General features: G+C 72.5%; 20 protein-coding genes. 11 read left to right on the top strand and 9 right to left on the bottom strand.

Annotated features, from left to right (window positions below; genetic code table 11):
* Nucleotides 1–606: 606 nt before the first annotated feature.
* A complete protein-coding gene (locus ACIRA5_RS02395) occupies nt 607–2,295 on the bottom strand; it encodes an FUSC family protein (RefSeq protein ID WP_403686402.1) in 1,689 nt (562 codons plus the stop codon).
* A 243-nt stretch (nt 2,296–2,538) separates the two neighbouring features.
* Between ACIRA5_RS02395 and ACIRA5_RS02390 the strand changes: the two genes are divergently transcribed.
* The 4 genes from ACIRA5_RS02390 (at nt 2,539) to ACIRA5_RS02375 (ending at nt 5,663) form a co-directional block, all read left to right on the top strand.
* The gene (locus ACIRA5_RS02390) at nt 2,539–3,111 is read left to right on the top strand and encodes a DUF5134 domain-containing protein (protein WP_403686400.1); all 573 of its coding nucleotides are present in this window, start codon (nt 2,539–2,541) and stop codon (nt 3,109–3,111) included.
* Between the two features lie 97 nt (nt 3,112–3,208).
* Nucleotides 3,209–4,144 (top strand): M56 family metallopeptidase, encoded by a 936-nt coding sequence (locus ACIRA5_RS02385; RefSeq protein WP_403686398.1) that lies wholly within the window; start codon nt 3,209–3,211, stop codon nt 4,142–4,144.
* Nucleotides 4,145–4,211: 67 nt separating this feature from the next.
* Nucleotides 4,212–4,895 carry a phosphatase PAP2 family protein gene (locus tag ACIRA5_RS02380; RefSeq protein ID WP_403686396.1) on the top strand — a complete coding sequence of 228 codons (684 nt, stop codon included), beginning with the start codon at nt 4,212–4,214 and terminating at the stop codon, nt 4,893–4,895.
* A gap of 72 nt (nt 4,896–4,967) precedes the next feature.
* A complete protein-coding gene (locus ACIRA5_RS02375; RefSeq protein ID WP_403686394.1) occupies nt 4,968–5,663 on the top strand; it encodes an HAD family hydrolase in 696 nt (231 codons plus the stop codon).
* A 157-nt stretch (nt 5,664–5,820) separates the two neighbouring features.
* Here ACIRA5_RS02375 and ACIRA5_RS02370 read toward each other — a convergent pair whose 3' ends face one another.
* Nucleotides 5,821–6,066 carry a DUF2630 family protein gene (locus ACIRA5_RS02370; protein ID WP_352050879.1) on the bottom strand — a complete coding sequence of 82 codons (246 nt, stop codon included), beginning with the start codon at nt 6,064–6,066 and terminating at the stop codon, nt 5,821–5,823.
* A gap of 234 nt (nt 6,067–6,300) precedes the next feature.
* On the opposite strand from ACIRA5_RS02370, the gene ACIRA5_RS02365 reads away from it, so the two are divergent.
* Nucleotides 6,301–6,990 carry a TetR/AcrR family transcriptional regulator gene (locus ACIRA5_RS02365; RefSeq protein ID WP_403686392.1) on the top strand — a complete coding sequence of 230 codons (690 nt, stop codon included), beginning with the start codon at nt 6,301–6,303 and terminating at the stop codon, nt 6,988–6,990.
* Here the strand turns inward: ACIRA5_RS02365 and ACIRA5_RS02360 are convergent.
* Nucleotides 6,978–8,480: an LVIVD repeat-containing protein gene (locus ACIRA5_RS02360; protein ID WP_403686390.1), complete on the bottom strand. Its 1,503-nt coding sequence runs from the start codon at nt 8,478–8,480 to the stop codon at nt 6,978–6,980. The genes ACIRA5_RS02365 and ACIRA5_RS02360 overlap by 13 nt on opposite strands.
* Nucleotides 8,481–8,656: 176 nt before the next feature.
* On the opposite strand from ACIRA5_RS02360, the gene ACIRA5_RS02355 reads away from it, so the two are divergent.
* From ACIRA5_RS02355 to ACIRA5_RS02345, 3 genes are all read left to right on the top strand, one after another.
* Nucleotides 8,657–9,340 carry a DUF305 domain-containing protein gene (locus ACIRA5_RS02355; RefSeq protein ID WP_403686388.1) on the top strand — a complete coding sequence of 228 codons (684 nt, stop codon included), beginning with the start codon at nt 8,657–8,659 and terminating at the stop codon, nt 9,338–9,340.
* Nucleotides 9,341–9,527: 187 nt separating this feature from the next.
* The gene (locus ACIRA5_RS02350) at nt 9,528–10,886 is read left to right on the top strand and encodes an FAD-dependent oxidoreductase (RefSeq protein WP_403686386.1); all 1,359 of its coding nucleotides are present in this window, start codon (nt 9,528–9,530) and stop codon (nt 10,884–10,886) included.
* Nucleotides 10,887–11,048: 162 nt separating this feature from the next.
* Nucleotides 11,049–12,407 (top strand): nucleobase:cation symporter-2 family protein, encoded by a 1,359-nt coding sequence (locus ACIRA5_RS02345; protein ID WP_403686384.1) that lies wholly within the window; start codon nt 11,049–11,051, stop codon nt 12,405–12,407.
* 46 nt (nt 12,408–12,453) lie between these two features.
* On the opposite strand, the gene ACIRA5_RS02340 is transcribed toward ACIRA5_RS02345, so the two are convergent.
* Nucleotides 12,454–12,825 (bottom strand): ArsR/SmtB family transcription factor, encoded by a 372-nt coding sequence (locus ACIRA5_RS02340; RefSeq protein WP_403686382.1) that lies wholly within the window; start codon nt 12,823–12,825, stop codon nt 12,454–12,456.
* A 150-nt stretch (nt 12,826–12,975) separates the two neighbouring features.
* Here ACIRA5_RS02340 and ACIRA5_RS02335 point away from each other — a divergent pair, with 150 nt between their 5' ends.
* Nucleotides 12,976–14,061 (top strand): NADH:flavin oxidoreductase/NADH oxidase, encoded by a 1,086-nt coding sequence (locus tag ACIRA5_RS02335; RefSeq protein ID WP_403686380.1) that lies wholly within the window; start codon nt 12,976–12,978, stop codon nt 14,059–14,061.
* Nucleotides 14,062–14,101: 40 nt separating this feature from the next.
* Here the strand turns inward: ACIRA5_RS02335 and ACIRA5_RS02330 are convergent, their stop codons facing one another.
* The 4 genes from ACIRA5_RS02330 to ACIRA5_RS02315 all read right to left on the bottom strand — a co-directional run bounded on the left by ACIRA5_RS02330 (nt 14,102) and on the right by ACIRA5_RS02315 (nt 18,383).
* Nucleotides 14,102–15,139: a helix-turn-helix domain-containing protein gene (locus ACIRA5_RS02330; protein ID WP_403686378.1), complete on the bottom strand. Its 1,038-nt coding sequence runs from the start codon at nt 15,137–15,139 to the stop codon at nt 14,102–14,104.
* 107 nt (nt 15,140–15,246) lie between these two features.
* The gene (locus ACIRA5_RS02325; protein ID WP_403686377.1) at nt 15,247–16,251 is read right to left on the bottom strand and encodes an alpha/beta hydrolase; all 1,005 of its coding nucleotides are present in this window, start codon (nt 16,249–16,251) and stop codon (nt 15,247–15,249) included.
* 126 nt (nt 16,252–16,377) lie between these two features.
* Complete coding sequence (locus tag ACIRA5_RS02320; protein WP_403686375.1) at nt 16,378–17,082, bottom strand: response regulator; 705 nt, start codon at nt 17,080–17,082, stop codon at nt 16,378–16,380.
* A complete protein-coding gene (locus ACIRA5_RS02315) occupies nt 17,079–18,383 on the bottom strand; it encodes a sensor histidine kinase (RefSeq protein WP_403686373.1) in 1,305 nt (434 codons plus the stop codon). Before ACIRA5_RS02315 ends, ACIRA5_RS02320 begins: the two co-directional genes overlap by 4 nt.
* A 132-nt stretch (nt 18,384–18,515) precedes the next feature.
* Between ACIRA5_RS02315 and ACIRA5_RS02310 the strand changes: the two genes are divergently transcribed.
* Nucleotides 18,516–19,082 carry a class I SAM-dependent methyltransferase gene (locus ACIRA5_RS02310; protein WP_403686371.1) on the top strand — a complete coding sequence of 189 codons (567 nt, stop codon included), beginning with the start codon at nt 18,516–18,518 and terminating at the stop codon, nt 19,080–19,082.
* A gap of 154 nt (nt 19,083–19,236) precedes the next feature.
* Nucleotides 19,237–19,944: a hypothetical protein gene (locus tag ACIRA5_RS02305; protein WP_403686369.1), complete on the top strand. Its 708-nt coding sequence runs from the start codon at nt 19,237–19,239 to the stop codon at nt 19,942–19,944.
* Here ACIRA5_RS02305 and efeB read toward each other — a convergent pair.
* On the bottom strand, nt 19,875–21,158 hold the full coding sequence (efeB, locus tag ACIRA5_RS02300) for an iron uptake transporter deferrochelatase/peroxidase subunit (protein ID WP_403686367.1): 1,284 nt from the start codon (nt 21,156–21,158) through the stop codon (nt 19,875–19,877). The two genes, ACIRA5_RS02305 and efeB, sit on opposite strands and share 70 nt — an antisense overlap.
* Nucleotides 21,159–21,297 lie beyond the last annotated feature (139 nt).

The raw sequence follows: 21,297 nt of genomic DNA, 5'->3' as shown, positions 1-21,297 counted from the left end.
CCGCGGCGGCCGGGCTGGCCGAGGGGGCCGGAGTACCCGCGACAGCCGGGCTACCCGAAGCGGCCGGAGTGCCTGAGGCGGATGGGCTCCCCGAGGGAGCCGGAGTACCCGAGGCACCCGAGGCACCCGAGGGAGTCTGGGGGGCGGTCTCGGTGGCCGGTGTGGTGCTGGGGCGAGCGGCGGGCGTACCCGATCCGACCGCCCGCGCAGGCCCGGGGCCCGGCTCCGCCGACGCCGACCGGCCGGCCTGCGGATGCGCCGGCGTGGACCCCCCGGCCGCGGTACCCGCGCGGACCGCTTCTCCGATCCCGTCGTCCGTCGACGCCACTGCTCCGAGCGGAGCACCCGCCGAGAGCCCCCGTCCGGCCGAGTCGCCCGACGGGCCGCGCCCACCGGCGCGCGCGTCCGCCGACGCCGAGCGCCGGGTCGCCGGACTGTCCGCGTCGGCAGCATCACCGACCACGGCGCCCGCCGAACCCGACCGCCCGGCCGGGGGCTCGCTCATCCGACTCGACTGCCCCTGCGGCGCCGCGCGCCGAGGTGCCGCCGGGATCGCAGTGCCGCTCTGGCCGAGTGCCGCGTCCGTCGCGCGCCCATCCGCTGCCGTCATGCCTGTGCGCCCTCCAAGGAGTGCAGTCCCTGCCGCCGTACCGTCGCCGCGAGCGTACGGTGTCCGGACTGCTCGGCCCGCATCACCCGCTCCTCCGGCAGGGCGCGTTGCCACCATTCGCCGGCGGCGGCGTCGGCGGTGGCGCGCAGTTCCACGACGGCACCGGACAGCGCGCGCCGGGCGGACTCCAGGGCGCCGGGTTCGGGCCGCTCGGCGTCGAGCAGGCCCACGGCACGTTCACGGGCCCGCTCGACGGCGTCGAGGGCGTCCTCGATACGGGCGCCGGCCCGCCGGTTGGTGACCGCGACGGCCGCGACGAAGCCGACCAGCGCACCCACCAGGGTGTCCGCGACCCGGTCGGTCATCAGCTCGCCGGGCTGCTGGACGCGGGCGAACTCGGTGATGAGCAGCGCCATGGGGGTCACGCAGATGCTGCCGAGCCAGTAGTTGCGGCCGATCAGGGCCTCGGCGCCGAAGTTGAGGGCGAGGCACAGCAGGACGAGGACCGCCTGGCTGAGATGGGCCAGTGGGGTGAGCACGGCGAAGAACAGGACGCCGATCAGGTTGCCGAAGACGCGCTGCACTCCCCGACTCCAGGTCAGGGTGATGTTGGCCTGGTAGAGCGAGGCGGCGGTGACCAGCGCCCAGTAGGGGCGGCCGACGCCGAGCGCGAGCGACGCGTATCCGGCGAGGGCACAGCCGAGCGCGGTGCGCAGGGCGATCGGGGCGAGTGGGCCCAGGCGACGGAACAAGGGGGTCGGGGGCACGGCGAGTTCGACTTCCACACCCAGGAGTTCGTCGGCGGCTTCCCCGAGGTCGTCCGGACGAGGTACGGGCCCGGCGCCCCGCACCTCGCGCGCCCACGCCCGCAGCCGCTCGGGCTCCGTGTCGGCGGGCGCGGCGATCGCCACCTCGGCGCGTACGACGAGCCGTTCCAGGGCACGCCGGGGCGCGCTGCGGGCGCCGGTGGAGAGCAGCGACTGCCAGGCTCCGTGCACGGCGGCGGCCGCGGCGGCGCGGGCCCGGGCGGCCCCGTCACCGGTGCCCGCTGTCTCGGCGTAGGTGGCCGCGGCGTTCAGCGCGTGCGCCGTCGCGCGGCGCTCGGGCCCGTGCGGGCGGATGAGTCCGGGCGCCATGCCGACGATCCACGCCCAGGCGCCCGCTGCGGCGCCCAGCGCGAGATGGCCGGGAACCTGGCCGAGCGTCTGCGGCACGAACAGGGACGCGGAGCTGATGAAGGCGAGGACCACGTGACCGGGCGGCCCGATGCGCGTGGCGTCGCACAGCGCCTTCTGCACGGCGGCCAGCAACGCGCCGAGGGTGACCAGCACGACGGCGTTCGTCGTGAGCGAGGCCGCGGTCAGCGCGACGGCGAGGCCGCCGAGCATGCCGAGGACGACCCAGGCGAGCGCGCGGGCGCGGGCGGCGTACGGACGGTTGTGGGCGTAGAGCGCGCAGAGCGATCCGGCCATGGTGTACATCGCCAGGTCGAGCCGGCCGAGCGCAAGAAGCGTCAGATTCGGCGGAGCGACCGAGACGACCGCGCTCAGCGCGGGCTTGAACCAGATGTCGGCGGGGCGGCCGAGCCGCAGCACACCGGCCAGCGGGAGGCGACGTCCACGAGAGCGGTGACGTCCATGGGGACGTCGATGTACACGGGGGATCTGGGGGGTCGCACTGCTCATACCTCCAAGCTTAGCAGGTGTTTTACTCGTGAAATATATTTTCTCCCGTCACCGCCCACCCACGCCCACCCACGCCCACCCACGCCCACCTGCGCCCACGACCCGCGCCCACCTGCGACGCACTCCCGCACGCTCCCCCGTGTACACCTGTGCGCTCGCTTGCGCACCGTCCGGCCCGGGCATGCCCTGACCGACTGTCCGACATCAACGACTGTCCGACTCCGTCGAGCGGGGAGGTACGCGGTGCACGGACCGGCGTCACCCGGCTGGCTGCTCGTAGCGCTGTGCGCGGCGAGCGGGGCCTACTGCCTGTTGCGGATGCGCAGCCCCGTCGAGGAGCAGCGCCGCACCGCGGGCGCCGAGGCGCTCATGGGATTCGGCATGGCCGCGATGGCCGTGCCCGCGGCGGCGGCCACTCCGCCGCGCTGGGCCTGGTTCGCGTACGCCGTGGTGTTCGCTGCCGCCGCTCTGCGCGCCCTGTGGTCGGTCCGCAGCAGCCCGCACCATCTGCACCATCTGGTCGGGGCCTGCGCCATGGTCTACATGGCCGCCTCGATGGCCGCCTCCCCCGGACACCACGAGCACGGTGGCGGAGGTTCCGGGATTCCGCTGGTCACGGGGGCACTCCTGGTCTACTTCATCGGGTACGTGCTGCGCTCCGGGGCCCGACTGCTGCCGGTCGCGGCGGTGGCCGGCGACTCGGGGACGCTCCGCGGCACCCCCCGGCCCCTCGGCTGGGGCGACCGCCCCGAGCTGTCACAGGCGTGCCGCCTGTCCATGGGGATCGCGATGCTGGCCATGCTGGTCACGCTCTGAGCGCCGCTCCGGCCCCGGCCATGTGAAACCGTGGCGTACGTCACTTTGTCGTCGCGGGCCGTATCCCCCGGCGACGCTCCGCTCATAGGCTTCACCCATGATGGTCCCCGCGGCACTGTTGCTGCTCGGCGCCCTGGCCGCCGTGGTCGCTCCACGACTGCTCGCCCGGGCGGACTGGCCGGACCATGAACCCGTGGTCGCCCTGTGGGCGTGGCAGTGCGTGGTGGCGGCCGTTCTGCTGTGCTGCGCCCTGTCGATGACGCTCAGCGCGGCCGCCGCGTGGGTGGCGGTGCGCGGCCATGTCTTCGCCCCCGCTCCGCACTCCGTCGTGGACGCCTACGCGTTGAGCAAGGGGAGCCCGTGGGCCGCGACGACCGCCGTGGCGCTCGCCTGCGGCGGTGCCTGGACCGCGGCGATGCTGGTCCGCGAGGTGCTGCGGGCCCGGGCCCACCGTCGGCAGAGCCGTGACGAACTCCTCGTACGCGCGCCGTTGTTGCCCGGTGAGGAGCCGAGCAGTGACCGGCTGGTGGTGCTGGAGGGTGAGCGTCCTGACGCCTGGTGGCTGCCCGGAACCGCTCCTCAACTGGTCGTCACCACAGCCGCGTTGCGCCGTCTCAAAGGGCGTCAGCTGGACGCCGTGCTCGCCCACGAGCAGGGTCACGCGCAGGCCCGGCACGACTGGCTGCTGCACTGTTCGGCCGCGCTCGCCGTCGGTTTTCCGCAGGTGCCCGTGTTCGCCGCGTTCCGCGACGAGATGCACCGCCTGGTCGAACTCGCCGCCGACGACATGGCCTCCCGCCGCTTCGGCCGCCTCACGACCGCCCTCGCGCTGGTGGAACTGAACGAGGACCGGGGCGTGTTCGGCCCCTGTCCGACTCCGCAGGCCCACGTCCCGCAGCGGGTGCACCGCCTGCTCGCTCCCCCGGACCGGCTGACGCCGTCGCGGCGGCTGCGACTGACGGCGGCGGCCACGCTGGTGCCGGTGATCCCCCTGCTGGTGGCCTTCGTACCGGGCCTGCGGGCGCTCGGCTAGCCGCGCCGGCGGCGGTTCGGCGCCACGGGGTTGGCCTCCGGCCCCGTACGTCGGCGAGGATCACCGTATGCGCTCCCCGCCCCTCGACCCTCCGCTTCGTACTCCGACCCCACGGACCGCGGCAGTCACCGCGGCGGTGCTCGCCGTTGCGTCCGTGCTGCTTCTCCTGCTGGTCGCGTTCTCCTGGCGACCGCTGCTGGCCCTCGACGACGATATCGCGCGCGCCACGCACCGCTGGGCGGTCGACGAACCGGGTGCCACGCAGGTGTTCCGCGTCCTGACGGACTGGGTGTGGGACCCGTGGACGATGCGCGCGCTGGGTGCGCTGGTCGTGCTCCGGCTGGTGTGGCGGCGTTCGGCGCGGTGGCCGGCGCTGTGGGTGACGGCCACCTGTGTGCTGGGCACGGTGGCGCAGCAGTCACTGAAGGCGGCGGTCGGCCGCGCACGCCCCGTCTGGCCCGACCCCGTGGACTCCGCGCACTACGCGGCCTTCCCCTCGGGCCATGCCATGACCGCGACGGTGGTGTGCGGGCTGCTGCTGTGGCTGCTCGAGTTGTACGGCGCCGGGCGCGCGCTGCGACGTACGGCACTGGCGCTGGCCGTGGTCTGCGTCGTGGGTGTCGGCCTGACCCGTGTCTGGCTGGGCGTCCACTGGCCCTCGGACGTCCTGGGCGGCTGGCTGCTCGGCGCGCTGGTGGTCGCCCTGGCGGTGATGACCCATGAGCGCCTCTTCGGCTCGGAACGTACTTGACCGGCGCGGAGTGTGCTAGACCCGCCCGGAGCGTGCTTGACCTGCGCGGAGCGCGCCCGAAGGATCTCCCTCATGACGATCAACGGCGTGCTCTTCGACTTCTCCGGAACCCTGTTCCGTGCCGAACCGACCGAGTCCTGGCTGCGCGCGGTGCTCAGGGACGCCGATCTCACCCTGCCGGAGCGGGAGTTGACCGAGGCGGCGGACGCCCTGGAGACGGTGGGCGCGCTGCCCGGCGGGGGCGTCGCACCCCGACTGCCGGAGGGCTCGGAGGACTTGTGGCGCAGGCGGGACGAGAGCGCCGAGCGGCACCGGGCCATGTACACCGCGATCTCCCGCCAGGTGCCGCTGCCCGATGCCCGGCTGCACGACGCGCTGTACGACCGTCACATGCTCCCGGCGGCATGGGGGCCCTACCCCGACACGGCCGAGGTGCTCGACGCCCTGTGCGAGCGCGGGGTCGCGGTCGGGGTGGTCAGCAACATCGGCTGGGATCTGCGGCCCGTCTTCCGTGAGCACGGCCTCGACCGGTACGTGGACGCGTACGTGCTGTCGTACGAGCACGGCATCCAGAAGCCGGACGCCCGGCTGTTCGCGACCGCCTGCGACACGCTGGGCGTCGCCCCCGAGGACACACTGATGGTCGGGGACGACCGCCGCGCGGACGGGGGTGCGGCGGCGCTGGGCTGTGCGGTGCACTTCGTGGACCACCTGCCCGCGGCGCGGCGCCCGGAGGGACTGCGGCCGGTGCTGGACCTGGTCGGCTGACCCGTGCCGCTTCCCGGGAGCGCCCGCGGGCCCCGAGGGCCGTCGATGTCGGCCCGGAGGCCCGAGGACCGCCCGGAGGCCCAGGGACGGCCCGCAGGCCCGGGAGCGACCCGCAGGCCCGGGGACGGCCCGCAGGCCCGGGGGCGACCCCTCGCGATCAGCTCTGATAGCCCTCGACCTGCGAAGACGGTCGTACGCGCGCCTCGTCCGGGTTCTCCCCGAACTCGGACTTCGCGCGCCGCTGGCGCAGCAGGTCCCAGCACTGGTCGAGGTCGCGCTCCAGCTGTCCGAGCCGTTCGTGTTCCGTGGCGCTGTCGATCTGCCCTGACGCGACGGCGTCGCGCAGCCGGCGCTCGTCGTCCACCATCGCCGTGATCTTGGCCAGGATCTGCTCTTGATCCATCTCCACCCGCCTCCTCGGCACCTTCGCCCACTCTAAGGAGGCCACGGCGGCTGTGCGACTCGCTCGGGAATCCTGCCCGCCCGGGAGTTTCCGCTCGCCCTGTGCCCGTCCGCCTGAGACGATCCCCCGCGTCGCCCCAGGCGGACGGCAGCCCGAAGCCTCCCCCGCGGTGGGTCATGGCCCGGACGCTCTGAGTATAGTTGGCTGGCAGCCAGTCAACACAGGAGTTCCAGCATGTCCCCGCGCAGCCCGTCGGTCAATGAAGAGTTGCGGCGGCGTTCCCGGGAGCGGCTGTTGCAGGCCGCGGTGGAGCTGGTGAACGAGCGCGGCTACGAGGCGACGACGCTCGGGGACATCGCGGATCGCGCGGGATCGGCGCGCGGACTGGTGTCGTACTACTTCCCCGGCAAACGCCAGCTCCTGCAGTCCGCCGTGCACCGGATGATGCACCGCACGCTGGAGGAGGGGCTGGAGCGCGAGCCTCGTACCGAGGACGGCCGGGAGCGGCTGGCTCGGGCCATCGACGCGATTCTGGGCCTGGCGCGGGACCGGCCCGTGCTGATGCGTCAGCACATGGCGGGCATCTTGCAGGGCGAGGGGTTCGTGCAGTGTCCGGAGCAGCAGCGCCTCGCGCAGCTCCTGCGGGAGACCGTCGCCAAGTACGGCTCCCAGGACGCCGACACCGACTACCCGATGCTGCGGGCGGTGCTCATGGGCGCGGTATACGCGGCCCTGGTGCCGGGTGCGCCGATGCCGGTCCCGAGGCTGCGGGCCGAGTTGTTCGAGCGCTACCACCTCGACTGGGAGATGGGTGTCCCGCCGGACACCGAGGTGCCCGGCGGGACGTGCGAGAGCGATCTGTCACGGTTCTTCACGACCGGCCGGCGACCGGACGAGCAGCCGCCCGACGATCAGTCGAAGTAGTGCGGCTGCGTCTGGACGTTGAGCTCGCGCAGGTGGACCCACTTGGCCGGATCGGTGCGCCGGTCGCTGAGCTTGAGGACGTCGAAGCCCTTGGCGATGTCGTTCGAGTAGATGTAGCCGTTGTAGTAGTACGCCGACCAGGAGCCGCCGACCGTGAGCTTGTCGGTGGTCAGCGGTCCGCGCTCGAAGTAGGCGATCTCCTTCGGGTTCGAGGAGTCGGTGAAGTCCCAGACGGAGACACCGCCCTGATACCAGGCCTGGACCATGAGGTCCTTGCCCTTGACGGGGATCAGCGAGCCGTTGTGGGCCACGCAGTTCTCGGTGTCGGCCTGGTGGCGGGGGATCTTGAAGTAGTTCTTGAAGACGAGCTTGCGCTTGTCGCCCTTGCCGACGATGTCGTAGATGCCGTCGGCGCCGCGGTTCGGGCCGATGGCCGCGTTGCAGGTGGCCGCCCCACCGCCGCCCAACTCGTCGGTGAACACGACCTTGTTCGCCTTCTGGTTGAAGGTCGCCGAGTGCCAGAACGCGAAGTTGACGTTGTCCTCGACCTGGTCGATGACCTTCGGGTGCTCCGGGTCCTTGATGGAGAACAGGATGCCGTCGCCCATGCAGGCACCGGCGGCCAGGTCCTTGGAGGGCAGGACCGTGATGTCGTGGCAGCCGGTGGTCTTGGAGACGCCCGGGTTGGTGGGCGCCCCCGGGTTGCCGCCGCCGTCCGGTCCCTCGCCCGGGAACAGCACCGGGAAGTTCACCACGGCGGCCTTCTCAGGGGCTTCGCGCGGCACCTTGATGACCGAGATGCCGTCGTGCGGGGGCCGGCAGTCGGGGAAGGTGGCGCTCGGCGAGTACGAGGCGACGTAGATGTAGACATTCCTGCGCTCGGGCACCAGCGTGTGGGTGTGCGAGCCGCAGGCGGTCTCGACGGCGGCGACGTACTTCGGGTTCGCCTTGTCGGTGATGTCGAAGACCTTCATGCCCTCCCACGAGGACTTCTCGGTCGCGGGCTGCGTGGTGCTGTTGCAGGAGTTGTCGCTGCGCGAGGAGTCGGTGGACAGGAAGAGCAGGTTGCCGGAGACGGACACATCGTTCTGCGAGCCCGGGCAGAGCACCTGCGCCACCGTCCTGGGCGCCTTCGGGTTGCTGATGTCGAAGATGCGGAAGCCGTCGTAGTTGCCGGCGAAGGCGTACGTGCCCTGGAAGGCGAGGTCGGAATTGGTGCCGGGCAGCGCGTCCTTGGGGATGTTGGTGAGGTGTTCGATGTTGTCGGAGTGGACGATCTCGTCCTGCCCGGGTATCTCGCCGTTCGCGATCGCCGTCCTGGTCTCGATGACGTCACTGCGGGACACCTTCTCCGCAACGGCGGGGCCGTCCCCGGGATCGGGGGTCGCGGCCGCCGGGCCGGCCGTGAGCAGGGCGGCCAGAAGTCCGGCCGCGGCCACCGCAACTCCCAGGCGTCTGCGCCGCGTTCGGGGATCGATCAACAGGGTCACTGCGTCCTCCCTTGTAGCCGTTCGCAGTCGAACGGTTCACGGACCCCAGAAGTATTGTCCGGACCATGCGTTGATCAACAGATGGCAACGCACTCGTAATGAAGGTTTTCAATCAGTAACGTTCACCGGCGTGCTAGGACGGTCATGAAACACCCGTGAGGTGTCCGGCGCTTCATGTGCCCCTGGAGGTCGATGTGTTGCTCCGTCGTACGTCCCGCGCGTCCCGTGCGCTCCTGGGCGCGGCCTCGCTGACGGTCGCCGTGCTCGCGCTCGGGGGCTGCGACTCCGGCTCGACTTCCGCGCCCAGGTCCGCCGGGACGAGCGGGCCTTCGGTGATCGCCCCCGGCAAGCCGGGCGAGGCGGCCGAGACACTCTCCGCCGCGGACGCCGCGAAGCAGCGCAACGAGGACGACTCCCCCAACACGGCGGACTTCGCCTACGCGCGGAAGATGATCGAACATCACACCCAGGCCCTGGAGATGACCGGACTCGCCCCGAAGCAGGCAGCGTCGGGTCAGGTGAAGCGGCTCGCCGCGCGGATCGCGGCCGCGCAGGGGCCGGAGATCACCACGATGAAGGGCTGGCTCACGGCCCACCGCGGCGACAAGCGGGCCACGGAGCACCGGCACGAGGCGATGCCCGGCATGGCGACCGAGGCGCAGCTGAAGGAGTTGCGCGCGGCGCGGGGCAAAGCCTTCGACGCGCTCTTCCTGAAGCTGATGATCACACATCACGACGGGGCGATCGCCATGGCCACGGAGGTGAAGGCCCAGGGCAACAACATCCAGGTCGAGGAGATGGCCGACGACGTGATCGCCCAGCAGGCGAGCGAGATCAGCAGGATGCGCGCGTTGCGGTGACGCTCGGCGACACCTCCGGCGACCACCGGAACGATCACCATATGTATTCATGTCATGACTTCCCGTGCGGATGAACCCGTAGGCGTGTGCCGCGCGCCGGACCCTGTCAGCGGAGCGTCGGTGGTGCGATGCTGGAGCCATCAGCGATCTCCTCGAGCTGTTCGGGTTTCGGATTGGGAGTTCCGCCGTGCTGTATGTCGCCGTCATCGGCTCGGGGCCCAGCGGGGTCTACACCGCCCAGAGCCTCGTCCAGAGCGGGCTGTCCGAGGTCCGGGTGGACGTCCTGGACCGGCTGCCGTGCCCGTACGGCCTGGTGCGCTACGGCGTGGCGCCGGACCACGAGAAGATCAAGTCGCTGCAGAACAATCTGCGGGCGGTCCTGGAGGACGAGCGGGTGCGGTTCCTGGGCGGTGTCCAGGTCGGCCCGGGCGGGGTGCCCGTGACCCGGCTGCGGGAGCTGTACCACGCGGTGGTCTACTGCGTGGGGGCCGCCACCGACCGCCATCTCGGAGTGCCGGGCGAGGCGCTGTCGGGCAGCTGCTCGGCGACCGAGTTCGTGTCCTGGTACAGCGCGCACCCCGACTCCGTCACCGACGGCTTCGTGCTCGGCGCGCGCTCGGCGGTGGTCGTCGGCGTCGGGAACGTCGCCGTGGACGTGGCCCGGATGCTGGCCCGCGGCGCGTCCGAGCTGAGCCCCACGGACGTGCCGCAGGCGGCGCTGAGCGCGCTGGCCGCGAGCAAGGTGACCGAGATCAGCATGATCGGGCGGCGCGGTCCCTCGCAGGCGCGGTTCACCACCAAGGAGCTGCGCGAGCTCGGCTCGCTGCCGGACACCGAAGTCGTGGTGGATCCCGAGGAGTTGGCACTCGATCCGCAGTACACCGACCCGTCGGACCTGCCCGCCGCGCAGCGCCGCAATGTGGAGGTGCTGCGGGGGTGGGCCGCCGCGCCGGCGCAGGACCGGGCCCGCCGGATCCGGCTGCGCTTCTTCCTGCGCCCGGTCGAGCTGCTTCCCGACGAGGGCGACGGCACCCGGGTGGGCGCGGTGCGCTTCGAGCGTACGGCGCCCGACGGGCACGGCGGGGTGACGGGCACGGGGCGGTACGAGGACATCGAGGCGCAGTTGGTGCTGCGCTCGGTCGGCTATCGGGGCGTCCCCCTCGAGGGACTGCCCTTCGACACGGACCACGGCACGGTGCCGCACCGCGCGGGCCGGGTGCTGCGGGACGGCGTGGTCGCGCCGGGCGAGTATGTGGCGGGCTGGATCAAGCGGGGCCCGACCGGAGTCATCGGCACCAACCGGCCGTGCGCCAAGGAGACGGTGACCTCGCTCGTCGAGGACGCCCCCGAACTCGTACGACGGGAGCTGGCCGAGGATCCCCTCGCGGGGCTGCGGGCGGCCGGGGCGACACCGGTTCCGTGGGCCGGATGGGAGGCGATCGAGCGGGCGGAGGCGGAGCTCGGGGCCTCGCTCGGACGGGGTGTGGTCAAGCTGCCCGACTGGACGTCACTGCTGGCGGCGGCACGGACGGCGACTTCGTCCTAGGGCGTTTCCGGCGGGGTCGGGCGCGACTCGGTGGGCATGACACATAGCGGCAACGGGCCGGAAATCAACAAACTGTTCAAGCCCTTTACGGTCTCGTGCTGTTCGGACGTTCCTCGCGCCGTCCGGCCGTCCCCGTCCCCACCCGCCGCTCCTGGAGTGCCCATGGCGACCACCGCACCCGCGCATCCCGTGCATCCCGTCGACGAGGTCCCACCCGTACGCCACCTGGCCGCCTTCGGGCTGCAGCACGTGCTCGCGATGTACGCGGGCGCGGTGGCCGTGCCGCTGATCGTGGGCGGGGCGATGAAGCTCTCGCCCGCCGACCTCGCGTATCTGATCACCGCGGACCTGCTGGTGTGCGGTATCGCGACCCTCATCCAGTGCGTGGGCTTCTGGCGGTTCGGTGTACGACTGCCGATCATGCAGGGCTGCACCTTCGCGGCGGTCACGCCGATGGTCCTGATCGGGACGACGGGCGGCGGACTGACCGCGATCTACGGATCGGTGATCGTCGCGGGGCTCGCGATCGTGTTGCTGGCGCCGGTCTTCGGCAGGCTGCTGCGCTTCTTCCCGCCGCTGGTCACGGGCACCGTCATCCTGATCATCGGGGTCTCGCTGCTGCCGGTGGCGGGCAACTGGGCGGCCGGCGGCGTGGGCGCGAAGGACTTCGGGGAACCGAAGAACCTGGCGCTCGCGGGCTTCGTCCTGGCCGTGGTGCTGGCTGTGCAGCGGTTCGCGCCGCCCTTCCTGAGCCGCATCGCGGTGCTGGTCGGCATCGCGGTGGGCCTCGCCGTGGCGGTGCCGTTCGGGTTCACGGACTTCGGCGGGGTCGGGGACGCCGACTGGGTCGGGATCAGCACGCCGTTCCACTTCGGCACGCCGACCTTCCACGCCTCCGCGATCGTTTCGATGCTGGTCGTGGCACTGGTGACGATGACGGAGACGACCGGTGACCTCATCGCGGTCGGCGAGATGACCGACCGGAAGGTCGAGCCGCGCACGCTGGCCGACGGTCTGCGCGCCGACGGTCTCTCCACGGTGCTCGGCGGTGTGTTCAACACCTTCCCCTACACGGCGTTCGCGCAGAACGTGGGTCTGGTCGGCATGACCCGGGTGCGCAGCCGCTGGGTGGTGGCGACCGCGGGCGGCATCCTCGTCCTGCTCGGTCTGCTGCCCAAACTGGGCGCGGTGGTCGCGGCGGTGCCGGCGCCGGTCCTTGGCGGCGCGGGTCTGGTCATGTTCGGGACGGTCGCCGCGAGCGGGCTGCGGACGCTGGCCGAGGTGGACTTCAAGGGCAACGACAACCTGACGGTGGTGGCCGTCTCGGTCGCCGTGGGCATGCTCCCCGTCGGCGTGCCGACGGTCTACGCGAAGTTCCCCGACTGGTTCCAGACGGTGATGAACAGCGGGATCAGCGCCGGGTGCCTGACGGCGATCGTCCTGAACCTGCTCTTCAACCACCTGCCGGGGAAGGCGGGTTCGGCCGGGGCCGCCGCCGAACCGAAGGCCGCCTCAGTCTGATCCCCACCGGGCGATCGGCCGATCGCCCGGCCGATCGCCCGGCCGGTCACCCAGCCGTTCGCCGAGGTTCGCCGAGCCGCTCGCCCTGCCGCTCGATCGCGGCGAGGACGCTGTCGAGGAACCCGGGGAACAGCGCGTCCAGGTCGGCTCCGCGCAGGGCGTTCATCTTGGCCGTTCCCCGGTAGACCTGCCGGATCACCCCGCTCTCACGGAGCACCCGGAAATGGTGCGTGGTGGTGGACTTGGTGACCGGCAGGTCGAAGTGCGAGCAGGAGAGCTCGTCGCCGACGGCGGCGGCGAGCTCGCGCACGATCCGCAGCCGCATGGGGTCGGAGAGCGCGTGCAGCACCGACTCCAGGCGGATGTCCGCACGCACGGGGTGCGGCAGGTTGCGGCTGCGGGGGTCTGCGGTCGTCACGGTGGCTCCACTTCGTTCAGGAACCTCATCTTCGTCCAGGAACCTCAGTGTACGAGGATTGTTCGACATCTCTCGTAGTTTGACACACGCCGTACTACGACGTCTATCGTACGAGATGCAGCTCGGCACCCTCGACGAACGGAGTCCGCCGTGAGCACGCTCTTCGAGCCCTTCACCCTGCGCGAGGTGACCATCCCGAACCGGGTGTGGATGCCCCCGATGTGCCAGTACTCGGCCGCGCCGGAGGGACCCTCGGCGGGCGCGCCGAACGACTGGCACTTCGCCCACTACGCCGCCCGTGCCGCCGGCGGCACGGGGCTGATCGTCGTCGAGGCCACCGCCGTCTCCCCCGAGGGCCGGATCAGCCCCTACGACCTGGGCATCTGGAACGACACACAGGTCGAGGCCTTCCGCAGGATCACCCGCTTCCTCAGGAGCCAGGGCACCGTGCCCGCGATCCAGCTCGCGCACAGCGGCCGCAAGGCCGCCACCGACCGTCCCTGGAAGGGCGGCGCGCCGGTCGGTGAGGACGCGTACGGCTGGCAGCCGCTCGCTCCCAGCGCGCTGGCCTTCGACGAGCGGCACCCGGTGCCGACCGAGCTGACCGTGGCCGGGATCCGGGAGATCGTGGGCCAGTTCGCGGACGCGGCACGGCGCGCCCTGGACGCCGGTTTCGAGATCGCCGAGATCCACGGCGCCCACGGATACCTCGTCAACGAGTTCCTCTCCCCGCACTCCAACCACCGCACCGACGCGTACGGCGGCTCGTACGAGAACCGTGTCCGCTTCGCCCTCGAGGTCGTGGACGCGGTGCGGGAGGTCTGGCCCGACGACAAGCCGCTGTTCTTCCGGATCTCCGCCACCGACTGGCTGGAGGAGGGCGGCTGGAGCGCCGACGACACCGTCCGCTTCGCGGGCGAGCTGCGCGCGCACGGCATCGACCTGCTGGACGTCTCCACCGGCGGCAACGTCTCGGGCGTACGCATTCCGGTCGGGCCGGGTTACCAAGTCCCCTTCGCCGCCCGGGTCAAGGCGGAGACCTCGCTGCCCGTCGCCGCCGTCGGTCTCATCACCGACGCAGAACAGGCCGCGAAGATCCTCGCCAACGACGAGGCCGACGCCGTGCTGCTGGGGCGCGAGCTGCTGCGCAACCCCTCGTTCGCGCGCCTGGCGGCCCGTGAACTGGGCGCGGAGGTCCAGGTCCACGTCCCCGACCAGTACCACCGCTCCGTGTAGCGCTACGACCGCCCCGCGTGGGCCGTCCCGGGAGCGCGCGCTAGCGTGCCGCGTTCCGGTGCAACCGTCGTAGGACCAGCGCCAGTTGGAGGCGGAGCCGGCCGTGCGGGTCATGGACCGGCCAGTCGAGCCAGTGCTCGGCCTGGACGAGGCGGTCCTGGAGTGTGGAGTGGTGCACGTTCAGCTCCGCCGCGGCGGCTCGCAGACTCGTGCTGAAGGCGACCGCGTTCAGCGTGCTCGCCGCCCAGGGGGCCGTCGCGACGGCGTGTTCGAGGGCGCGGACGTCGGGAACAGGTTCCGTGGTCGGGCCGACCGTGTCCGCGAGCAGCGCGAGGCCGCCCAGCTCGTCCGCGTACACCGTGCGGGGGCCGGGGTCCTGGTCGGTGCCCTCCGCCGTGAACCGCAGGGCGGTCCGGGCGGCGGCCCACGACGCCGGGAGGTCCCGTACGGGCACCGCGGGGCCGATGCCCGCGCGACGGCCACCGGTGGTGGGCGTGCTGTCGCCGGTGGCGGGCACCGCTTCGACGAGCGGCCCGCCCTCGGCGGTCGCCACCACACGGGCGGCGGCCACGTCCCGCAGGCCGAGCCGGACGGCCGCCTGCCGTCGGGCGTGCTCGGTGGCGGAGGCGTCCAGGAGCACCTCGACCGAGGCGGGGTCGGCCTGGCGGGTCTTTGCCGGGGCCCGCCCGCGCGTCCTGTCCAGCACCACCCGGGCGGCGGCCGCGGCGCGCTCGAGGACCATCGCGTGGACCCCGTCGGAGACTCCCGTGCGGTCGAAGGTTCCCGTGCGCTCCAGCCAGACGGCAGGTGGTCCGTCCGGCGTCAAGGGGGCCGAGGGCCAGGCCGGGTCGAGGGGGCCGCCGTCGTCCCGGCGTGTCCCGTCGGCCTCGACCCGGACGCGGACCCCGCGCTCCTCGTCGACGAGCCGGGCCGGGCTGCCGGACAGCACGGCCGCGCCGCGCACCAGGGACTCCAGACCCGCCCGGCCCTCGATCAGCCGGTCGAAGTAGGAGATCACCTGGAGTGCGGCACCCGCGTCGGGGTCGAGCGCCGCGAGCCTGCCCGCCAGCTCCTTCACCGAACTCACTCACCTCGCACAGGCCACCGGAAAGCGTCGCCCCTCATGCTCCGTCCTCCGGCGCCCGATGCCAAGCCGTCACCGGCAGGAACGCCCGGTGGAGGGGGTCAGTTCTCCAGGAGCCGGCGCAGCCAGCGCAGCCGTGCCGCCTTGGTGTCCTGGGACAGGGCGGCCTGCGGCGCCATCAGGTCGTATCCGTGGAAGCCACCGGGCCACACGTGGAGTTCGGCCCGGCCGCCCGCCTGCCACAGGCCGCTCGCGTAGGCGACGGCCTCGTCCCGGAAGGTCTCGGCCGAGCCGACGTCGATGAAGGCCGGGGGCAGCCCGGAGAGGTCGTCGGCGCGGGCCGGGGCGGCGTAGGGAGAGACGTCCGGGCCGCCGCGGGCGTCACCGAGCAGGGCCGTCCACCCCATGTGGTTCGCCGCGCGGTCCCACACGCCGAGACCGGCCATCTGATGGCTGGAGGGGGTGTCGTTGCGGTCGTCGAGCATCGGGCACAGCAGCACCTGCCCCAGGAGCGCCGGTGCGCCGCGGTCCCGGGCGAGCAGGGCGACCGCCGCGGTCAGACCGCCCCCGGCGCTCGCGCCCGCGACGATGATCCGCTCTGGGTCGAACTCCAGTTCCCCGGCATGCTCGGCCGTCCACATCAGTCCGGCGTAGCAGTCCTCGACGAGGGCCGGATGCGGGTGTTCGGGCGCGAGGCGGTACTCCACCGACACCACGGCCGTGCCCAGCTCCTCGGCCCAGTCGAGCATTTCCCCGACGCCGGTGCGGTTGTCGCCGATCACCATGCCGCCACCGTGCACGTTGTAGACGACGGGCACGGCCCCGGCGGCCCGGGTCGGCCGGCAGATGAGCAGGGAGATGTCCGGTGCGCCCTGCGGCCCGGGCACCGTGCGCTCCTCCACCGCGAAGGCGCCGTCCCGGGTCAGGTCCAGGTCCGTCCCGTCGGACAGGGTGATGCCCTCGCGCAGCGCCGGGATCATCTCGATGCTGAACGAGGACGGCAGCTGTTCGCGGATGATCTCGAGGGCGGCAGCGAGCTCCGGGTCGAACGGCGGGGGCGGTCCGACCTGGGAGCCCTGTGCCTCGGCTGACGGTTGGGTGGTCATCGGCTCTCCCTGCGTCCGGGCCACGTCCCTGTGACCACTGGCTGTCATCGTGCCGCGCGCCCGCGGTCCCACGGCAGCGCCAGACGGCGGAGAAGTCCCGCCGGACGGCGGGATGCCCGTCACCGCTCAGTCCCCGACCCGTACCAGCCCGCTCTCGTAGGCGAAGATCACCGCGTGGATACGGTCCCGGAGGCCGAGCTTGGTCAGGATGCGGCCGAGGTGGGTCTTGACGGTCGTCTCGCCGACGAAGAGGCGGGCCGCGATCTCGCCGTTGGCCAGTCCCCGGGCGACCAGGGCGAGGACTTCCCGTTCCCGCTCGGTGAGGGCGGCGAGGCGGCGGCGCTGGGCGGGCGTGGACGCGGACGCGGGCCCGTGCAGGACGAAGCGTTCGACCAGGCGCCGGGTGAGCGCGGGCGCCACCATGACCTCGCCCCGCAGCACCGCCCGGACGGTCACCAGGATCTCCTCGGCCGGGGCGTCCTTGACGAGGAAGCCGTTCGCGCCGGCACGCAGGGCCGCGTAGGCGTACTCGTCGAGGTCGAAGGTGGTGACGACGAGGATCCGGGGTCCTTGGGGCTGCGCGCAGAGATGCTCGGTGGCGGCGAGTCCGTCCAGACCGGGCATGCGTACGTCCATCAGGACGAGGTCCGGCGCCAGGGCCGCCGCGCCCGCGATCGCCGCGTCGCCGTCGGCGGCCTCGCCCACCACGGTGAGGTCGGGCTGGCTGTCGACGACCATGCGCAGCCCCATCCGGATCAGCTCCTGGTCGTCGCAGATCAGTACGCGGAACGGGGACGGGGTCGAGGTCGGGATCGAGGTCGGGCCGGTCATGAGCCCGTCCCGGTGGGCTCGGGCTCGGCGGCGCGCAGGGTGGCGGCGACCTGGTAGCCGCCGTCGGGTGTGGGCCCGGCGTCGACACTCCCGCCGTACAGGGCGGTGCGTTCGCGCATGCCGGTGAGACCGCGACCGGACGAGGGCAGCGGGGCGGGGCGCTCGGCGACGGCACCCCCTGCGGCTGAGGCTCCGGCCGAGTTCTCCACCCGCACGCGGACCAGCCGCCCGGGCCCCTGAGTGCCCGTGTCGACCCGTACGTGGATCGTGGCGTCCGGCGGCGCGTGCTTGACGATGTTGGTGAGCGCCTCCTGCACGATGCGGTACGTCTGCACGGTGAGGTCCGCCGGAAGGCCGCCGTGCTCACCGCGCAGGTCCAGCCGGGCGCGCGTGCCGCTGGTGTTGAGGCGTCCGATCAGCCGACGCAGATCGGCCGCGAGGGGCTCGGGAGCCGCATCGGGGCCGCAGCCGAGAGCGGAGTCGGGGCTGTGGTCGACGTCGGGAAGATCGGCTGAGGCGTCCGCGTCGGGCGTACGCAGCACCTCCAGCAGCCGGCGCAGTTCACCGAGGGCCTCGCGGCCGGTCGCGCTGATGATGCCGAGGGTGCGGTCGACGACGGCGGGGTCGACATGCCGCATCAGCCTGCCGCCCTCGGCGTTGACCACCATCACGCTCACGCTGTGCGCGAGGACGTCGTGGATCTCGCGGGCGATGCGCGCCCGTTCCTCGGCGACGGCGACCCGGGCCAGGGCGAGGCGCTCCGACTCGACGAGTACGGCCCGCCGCTCGAACTCGGCGAGATAGGCGCGCCGGGCACGGACGTACTCGCCGAACACCCAGGCCCCGGTCAGCAGCAGCCCCACCGCGAGCGGGGTGAGCCAGGCACCTCGGGCGCCCGGACCCACGTACTCCCGCTGCCACGCGGGAATCCAGAGCGCTACGCAGGCGGCGGCGCAGACCATCGTCAGCGCGGCGGCGCGGCGCAGACCGCGCACGGTGAGGGTGGCCAGGACCGCGGCCAGGGCGACGGCGCCGCGCCCCGGTTCCTGTCCCCACACGTGTCCGAGGTACTGCGCCCAGAAGGCCGCCGTCACCAGGACCGCGACGAGCACCGGCCGACGGCGGCGCCACAGCAGCGGCAGCACGAGGGCGACGTACACGCCTGCCTGTACCCAGACCGGCCGCCAGCCCGGCTCCGGGCGGATGACCGGGGGCACGGCCACCAGCACGACCAACAGGACGTCGGTCAGCCACGGGTGGCCGCGCCGCCGGCGGAGCAGGGTCTCGATCAGCCGATGCACCGCCTCACGCTATGACCGGGGCCCGCTCCGCCGCATCGTCCTGCGGGGCGTCACGGGGTCCTCCCGCGGTCGTACGCGCACCGGCCGGGGATACGACGTGCGGCCACCCGGCGCGCTTCCAGCATGGCCGCCATGTCGATCACCACCGAGTTCCTCAGACGGCCCCTCATGACCGGTGCCGTGGCGGCCAGTTCACGTCGGCTGGCCCACGCGATGACCGAGGGCATCGGTCTGGAGCGAGCCCGGCTCGTCGTCGAACTGGGCCCGGGGACCGGGGTGTTCACCGACGCGATCCTCGCCCGGCTCGCGCCCGAGGCGCGGCTCGTCGCGGTCGAGCTCAATCCGGTGCTCGCGGCACGGCTGTCGGCCGCACGGCGCGACGATCGGCTGACCGTGGTGCGGGGTTCGGCCGCCGAGCTGCCCGCCGTGGTGAGCGGACCGGTCGACGCGGTGGTATCCGGGCTGCCGTGGACGGTCATGTCGCGAGAGCGGCGCGGGCACGTCCTGGACGCCGTGAGCGAAGTCCTGGCGACCGGCGGTCGGTTCACCACCTTCGCGTATCTGCACGCGGCCTGGACTCCGCCCGCCCGTGACTTCACCGCCGAACTGGCGTGCCGCTTCGACCGGTTGGAACGCTCACCCGTGGTGTGGCCGAACCTCCCGCCGGCCTTCGTGCACCGGGCCACCGGGAGGCCGTGACGCTCGGCGCAGGGCGACGTGTCCCGTGCCGAATTGCCCGGGAAGATCCCGCGACCCGAGGGAGACACGACACCGAAGAGGTTGACGAGCAGAAACCCTACATACTGTAGGGTTTGCCTCATCGTGAGCCTCTTACGTCTCGGGGGACCCCCAAATGAAGGAACGTGACGACGGTCCGGCGGCGCCGAGCGACGGCACCTTCGAGCGGATCCTGGACCGGGCCCTCCACTCCCCCGAGATCATGGCAGCCGTGGAACGCGTCGGCGCGCGGGACACGCGCGAGCGCCTGCGCGCCGAAGCCCTTCAGGCGCGCCCCTCGCTCTCCCGGACCGCCGCGGTCGAGTACGACCGGTACCTCCGGGTGCGGGCGTCCGGACGGCATGAGGGCCCCTCAAAGGCCACCGTGCGTGTGGGAGACGGCTCCGTGTCCGTCTCGGCGCTGCTCGTGCCGAGCCTCGGTGTCGTCGCCGCGGGCGTGTACGTCCTGAGCGGGTTCGACCTGCACGCCCTCGACGTACGCCCGCATCTGAACGACGGGCTGATCATGGTGGTGGTGATCCTGGCCGCGGTGACGGCGGGCGCGGCGCTGGGCGACCTTCTCTGGTCACTGGCGACGCGCGACCGCCCCACCTCGCAGGACCGCGATCCCGAGGTGAGGCGTGCCCATGAGGAGTGGCAACTGGCCCTGCTGGAGCGGGGAGTGATGCCGTTTCTGCTCGGCACGCTGGACGGGACGGCCTCGTGCCTGCCCCCGCTGCCGGCCCCGGCCCAACCCCCTCTTCCCCCTTCGCCTCAGCCCTCCACGAGGGAGCGGCCCAGCCAGTCGGACGTGTCCTTCACCCCGGGCAGCGCGAAGAAGTAGCCGCCTCCGGTGGGGCTGATGTAGTCGACGAGCGGCTCGTCGATCAGACGCGTCTGGGTCGCCTCGAACTGACGGACCACGTCCTGCTGGTAGGAGCAGAAGGCCAGGCCCATGTCGAGGTTGCCCGCCTTGTCGACGCCCCGGTCGTAGTTGTAGCCGCGGCGCAGGATCCGGGCGGTGTCGGTCTTGGCCGTACGGGGGTTGGCGAGCCGGATGTGGGCGTCCAGCGGGATCGCCTCGCCCTTGGGGTCCTTGGTGTAGCGCGGGAGGTCGGTCTCCTGGGCGCCGTCCAGCGGAGCGCCGGTGTCACGGCGGCGGCCTATCATCTTCTCCTGCTCGGTGAGCGAGACCCGGTCCCAGAACTCGACCAGCATCCGGATGATCCGGATGACCTGGTAGCTGCCGCCGACCGCCCAGGCCGGCTCGCCGTCGGCCGCGGTGACCCAGACCAGCTTGTCCATCTCGCGGGACGAGGTCGTGTCGGGGTTGGCGATGCCGTCCTTGAACCCGAGGAGGTTGCGCTGCGCGCCGGTTGGACGGGACGGGTTCTGGAAGCCGTCGATGCGCCACTTGATCTGAATCGCGCCGCGGGTGTGCCGGGTGATGTCGCGCAGGGCGTGCAGCACCGTGTCGGAGTTGGCGGCGCACAGCTGCAACGACAGGTCGCCGTGGCACTCGGCGGCGCCGAGGTTGTCGTTGGGGAAGGTGCGCATCGGCTTGAGGTGGCGCGGTATGCGGTCGGCGAGGCCGTAGCGGTCGTCGAAGAGCGAGGCCCCGACGCCCACGGTGACGGTGAGGTCGTCCGCGGGCAGGTCCGGTCCCAGCAGACCGCTGTCGGAGGGCGGTGCGCCCACGCCGAGGTCGACCGGGGTGCCACCGGTGGTCAGGAAGCGGGCCCGTTCGGTGATCGTGCGCAGCAGGGTGACCAGTTGGGTGCGGTCCTCGGCGATGACGTCGAAGGAGACGAAGACGGCGGCCGTGGGCGCGGGGGTGGTGATGCCGGCCTGGTGGGCGCCGTGGAAGGACACCCTGCCGCTGCCCGAGTCGGCCGCCGCGGCGGGAGTGCTGCCCGCGGCCACCTGGGCCCCGACGAGCCCGGCGCCCGCCAGGGCGGCTCCGGCCGCGCCGACGCCGAGGGCTGTCTTGGTGAACGTACGGCGGCCGAAGGGGCAGCCGCCCGGCACGGCCTGGTCGTCCTGGCTCGGGGTCGTCATCGGGGGAGGTCCTCTCCTGTGGGCACATGGTCCCGGTACTGCGGGGGCGGTGGTTCGGTGCGGGTGGGCCGACGGTCTCGGGGCGGCGCCGCCGCGCCGGGCTGCTGACGCGGCCTTGGGGTCGCTCAAGCAGGCGTTG

The organism is Streptomyces sp. NPDC096311 (genome assembly GCF_044763085.1).
In the GTDB taxonomy this organism is placed as follows: Bacteria; Actinomycetota; Actinomycetes; order Streptomycetales; family Streptomycetaceae; genus Streptomyces.
This window is presented reverse-complemented; position numbering and strand designations above follow the sequence as displayed.